The sequence below is a fragment of the Bradyrhizobium sp. P5_C11_2 genome, assembly GCF_054049755.1.
Map to the genome: position 1 here is coordinate 1 of NZ_JBFULT010000598.1, position 4,449 is coordinate 4,449.

At 66.8% G+C, this 4,449-nt stretch carries 3 protein-coding genes and 1 pseudogene; 2 read left to right on the forward strand and 2 right to left on the reverse strand.

Features of this window, described 5'->3' with window-relative positions; genetic code table 11:
* Positions 1 to 37: 37 nt before the first annotated feature.
* The gene (gene ggt, locus ACXJL8_RS34895) at positions 38 to 1,717 is read left to right on the forward strand and encodes a gamma-glutamyltransferase (RefSeq protein WP_456618530.1); all 1,680 of its coding nucleotides are present in this window, start codon (positions 38 to 40) and stop codon (positions 1,715 to 1,717) included.
* Positions 1,718 to 1,792: 75 nt separating this feature from the next.
* On the opposite strand, the gene ACXJL8_RS34900 is transcribed toward ggt, so the two are convergent.
* Positions 1,793 to 3,154, reverse strand: coding sequence for a serine protease (locus ACXJL8_RS34900; protein WP_456686437.1), 1,362 nt, complete (start codon positions 3,152 to 3,154; stop codon positions 1,793 to 1,795).
* A 264-nt stretch (positions 3,155 to 3,418) separates the two neighbouring features.
* Here ACXJL8_RS34900 and ACXJL8_RS34905 point away from each other — a divergent pair, with 264 nt between their 5' ends.
* The gene (locus ACXJL8_RS34905) at positions 3,419 to 4,222 is read left to right on the forward strand and encodes a HesA/MoeB/ThiF family protein (RefSeq protein WP_456618528.1); all 804 of its coding nucleotides are present in this window, start codon (positions 3,419 to 3,421) and stop codon (positions 4,220 to 4,222) included.
* 9 nt (positions 4,223 to 4,231) lie between these two features.
* On the opposite strand, the pseudogene ACXJL8_RS34910 reads toward ACXJL8_RS34905, so the two are convergent.
* Positions 4,232 to 4,449, reverse strand: a pseudogene (locus tag ACXJL8_RS34910) (aldo/keto reductase); the annotation flags it as partial.

A 4,449-nucleotide genomic window follows, 5' to 3' on the forward strand; every position in this document is an offset into this window, starting at 1 on the left:
TGATGTGCTCGCCGCCGTGAATAAAAGGGACAGGCGCATGAGCGGAAACTGGCGCGACCGGACGGCAACGACCTTTGAGTGCCAGAAAATGCCGGCGGTCTCGAGCCGCGGCATGGTGGTCAGCAACCATCCGCTGGCCTCCAGTGCCGGCGCCGAGATGCTGGCGGCCGGCGGCAACGCCATCGACGCCGCGATCGCGACGCTGTTCACGCTGACCGTGGTGGAGCCGATGATGGTCGGCATCATCGGCGGTGGCATGGCGCATATCAGGCTGGCCGACGGCAGCCATCGCTTCATCGACGGCCAGAGCACCGTGCCCTCGGCGGTGCGCGACAACACCTACACGTCTAAGCCGGGTTCTGCCCATGACGTCTTTGACACCGTCGGCAATGAAAACCTCAATGGGCCGAGAGCGGTTGCGGTGCCGGGTTCGCTAAAAGCCTGGTGCGAGACGCTGCGCCGGTTCGGCACCATGCCGCTCGCCGACATCATGCAGCCCGCGATCAAGCACGCCGCGCGCGGCTATGCGGTTACCCCCTATCTGCATGAATGCATCAGCGAGGGCGCCGTCGAGATGCGCAAGGACAAGCCGATCGCGGCGATCTACTTGCCGAACGGCGAGCCGCTGAAGGTCGGCGAGCGCGTGGTGCAGGCCGAATATGCCGAGACGCTGCGCCATATCGCCGATCACGGCGACAAAGCGCTCTACGAGGGACCGCTCGGCGACATCCTGGTCGACTACATGGAAAAGAGCGGCGGCTTCATCCGCCGCAACGATCTCACCAATTACAGGACCGTCGAGCGGCAGCCGGTCCGCGCCGACTATCGCGGCTGGACCATCCTTGGACCGCCGCCGCCCGCGGCCTCCGGCGTGCATATCGCGCAGATGCTGAACATCCTGGAGGGCTATGACATTGCCGGCCTCGGCTTCGGCACGGCGGAGACGATTCACACCCTCGCCGAAGTGCTGAAGATCGCCTTTGCCGATCGCGCCGCGGCAAGCGGCGATCCCGACTTTGTCGGCGTGCCGGTGGAGCGGCTGACCTCGAAGGCCTACGCCGAAGAGCGCCGCCGCGCGATCGATCCGGCGCGGGCGCAGGCCTGGGGCGCCGGCGTGACGCAGCTCGAAGGCGCGCACACCACGCATCTGACGGCGGCGGATTCCTTAGGCAACGTGGTCGCGACCACGCAGACCATCAACAATCTGTTCGGCGCGAAGATCATGATCCCGGGTCTGGGCGCCATCGCCAACAACTACATGAATCTGTTCGACCCGCGACCCGGCCACGCGTTGTCGCTGGCGCCGGGCAAGCGCGTCACCACCTCGATGTCGCCAATGATGGCGCTGCGCGACGGCAAGCTGCGCTATGCGCTCGGCCTGCCCGGGGGAAAACGCATCTTCCCGAGCGCGATGCAGGCGCTGGTCAATCTGATCGACCATGGCATGAGCTTGCAGGAGGCGGTCGAGGCGCCGCGGGTCTGGACCGAGGGCAACGCGCTCGAGGTCGAGCAGGCGGTGCCGGAGAGCGTGCGCGAAAAACTCGCGAGCATGGGCCACAAGGTCCAGCGCGTTGCGACCGTGGCCGGGGGAATGAATGCGATTGCGTTCCACGACGACGGCAGCATGACCGGCGCTGCCTGCTGGCGCGCGGACGGCACGCCGGTCGGGATCTCCGGCGGGCTCGCGAAGAGTGGGGTAAGGTTTAGGCTTGGCTAATGGTGCGCTAGCTGCGGGGCTCTTCAACCTCTCCCGCAAGCGGGAGAGGGGGCACACCTCTCGCGCAGCGCTCGCCTACTTCCGCACGCAGATCACGCGCACGACGGCGGCTTTTGCATCCGCAGATGCGCCGTTCGCCGTGACGCCATTCGCCTTCAGGAAATCGCGCACCGTGTCCGCGGAGACCATCACGGCCTGCGAGGCCGGCACCGCCGTTGCGGGGCCGGCAATCATCGCCGGTTTCAGCAGCGCGATGCCGGCGAACTTGCCGTCGCCGTCGATCGCGGGGCTGCCGGAAAATCCGACCGCCGGCGGCGGCGACAGCGCGGAGTCGCTGCTCGTGACCGGCGCCAGCGCGCCCTTGACGCTGGACACGCCGGCCGCGCCGCCCTGGCTCTGCGGATCGGCGATGCCGATGACATCGACACTGGTCTTCGCCGGGCCACTTGCGAGGCTGAGCGGCTTCAGGCCGCGCGCGCCGTAGATGTGCAGCAGCGCGAGATCGTGCTCCCGGTCCTCGGCGAGACGGTCGGCACTGCCGTAGCCGGCGATCGTGATCGCGAGGCAGCCATCGGTGACGAGGCGGTCGGTGAGAATCGCGCCGTCGTCGCTGACGACGATGCCGGTGCCGTATTCGACCGTCTTGCGTGGCGGCGGTCCGGCTTGCGGTCCGGACGGAAAGGCGTTGAACGCGCTCGACATCGCGATCACGACCGGCTCGACCGTGTTCTCGGTCGCCTGGTCGTAGAGGATCGTCATGATGCGAACCTCGTCACCCTTGAAGGTGCCGCGCACGTAAAACTTCTTCAGGCCCTGGAGTCCCGACAGCACGAAGAAGTCGGGTTTCACCACGGTGTAATCGACCTTGCGCCCGGCCGGCTCCTTCTTCTCCGCTTCAGCGAGCTTTGCCGTGGTCGGGTTCGCCTCCTTGCGGCGGCTGAGCAGCACCTGCACCGTGCCGGTCGGCGAGGTCCATTTCGAACCGTTGGCGTCGGTTGCCTGCTGCGGCACCAGCTTGGCGGGGACGCCGAGCCGGGCGCCGCTGGTCGGCTCCATCACGATCTTCCAGCCGACGCTGTCCTGTTTCCGTCGCGCGGTCTCCGCGAGCGCGGCACGCTCCTGCGGATTGAGCACGCCGGTGGGCTTGCCGCCCTTGATCTTCTGGTACTCCTTGATCGCGTCGACCATGCGCGCGCTGACGTCGCCGGTGATGGCGCCGTTATATTGGCCGACCCAGGCGAGGTCGGATTGCAGCGACAGCCGTTCCGCCTGCGCCATCGCGTCGGCGGTCTCCGACGGCGTCTGCAAGGCAGGTGGGCGGATCGGAACGGTCTGAACCGGCTTCGGCTTGGTGCCGGGGATCGGCGGCGTCGTCATCTGGGCGTTCGCAGCCGCGGCGGTCGCGAACATCAGTGTTGCCGCAAGCATCGATCTCATGACAAATCCAGCCAGCCCATTGAACGTGCTGTCATTGAAGCACATCTCCTTGGTCGCGAACAATGTTGGGGTGGTTCAGGCTGGCGCGAGCGGCCACAGAGCAAGATCCTCATCTGAGAGGACGAGTCATTCCGGGGCGGCTCGAAGAGCCGAACCCGGAATCTCGAGATTCCGGGTTCGATGCTTCGCATCGCCCCGGAATGACAGTGTGTGCGACTTTCGCGCTCCTCACGGGGAGCGGCAGCAATCTAGGAAGAGCTGAGAATGCTGAGCCCGGACGAACTCGAACGCTATGCCCGCCATATCGTGCTGCGCGATGTCGGTGGTCCCGGCCAGGCCGCGCTGAAGCGGGCGTCGGTGCTGGTGATCGGCGCCGGCGGGCTTGGCGCCCCGGCCCTGATGTATCTGGCCGCCGCCGGCATAGGCACGCTCGGCGTGGTCGATGACGACGTGGTGTCGCTGTCCAATCTTCAGCGCCAGGTCATCCATACGACGCCCGATATCGGCCGGCACAAGGTCGAGAGCGCCGCCGAGCGGATCACCGCGCTCAATCCGCATGTGCGCTTTGTCGGCCATGCCACCTGGCTCAATGCCGACAATGCGCTGTCGCTGGTCGGCGATTACGACCTCGTGCTCGACGGCTCCGACAATTTCTCGACCCGCTATCTGGCCTCGGACGCCTGCTTCTTCGCCAGGAAGCCGCTGATCACGGCGGCGCTCGGCACCTTCGACGGCTCGCTCACCACCATCCGCGCACATGAGAAAAACGCCGACGGCGTCTTCAATCCAACCTATCGCTGCCTGTTTCCGGAGGCGCCGCCGCCCGGCACGGTGCCGGCCTGCGCCGAGGCCGGTGTCATGGGCGCGCTTGCGGGCGTGATGGGCTCGATGATGGCGCTGGAGGCGATCCGCGAGATCGTCGGTTTTGGCGACGGACTGGTCGGCCGCCTCCTGATGATCGATGCGCGCGCGATGCGCTTCGAGACGCTGCGTTACGCGCGCGATCCGGCCAATCCGCTCAATGGCGATGGGCCGGTCATGACTGATTTGAGCGCCCATCGCACCTGATTGTCGCCGTTACGCGGTGGCCGGCTTCTCGCTGTCGAGATGTGCCATCTGCTCGGCCGCATAGCGCGTGCCGGAGGCGACATCCGGCGGGAAGGCTTTTGCCAACGCCGCAAGATGAGCCGGCGTCAGATGGACCTTGGTCGCGCCGAGTGCCTCGGCGAGACGGTTGCGGGTGCGGGCACCGACCAGCGGCACGATCTGCTGACCCTGCGCCGCCACCCAGGCGA

Coding starts and splice junctions, on each gene's coding strand:
- ggt (WP_456618530.1), top strand. CDS start 38: ATGAGCGGAAACTGGCGCGACCGGACGGCAACGACCTTTGAGTGCCAG.
- ACXJL8_RS34900 (WP_456686437.1), bottom strand. CDS start 3,154: ATGAGATCGATGCTTGCGGCAACACTGATGTTCGCGACCGCCGCGGCT.
- ACXJL8_RS34905 (WP_456618528.1), top strand. CDS start 3,419: ATGCTGAGCCCGGACGAACTCGAACGCTATGCCCGCCATATCGTGCTG.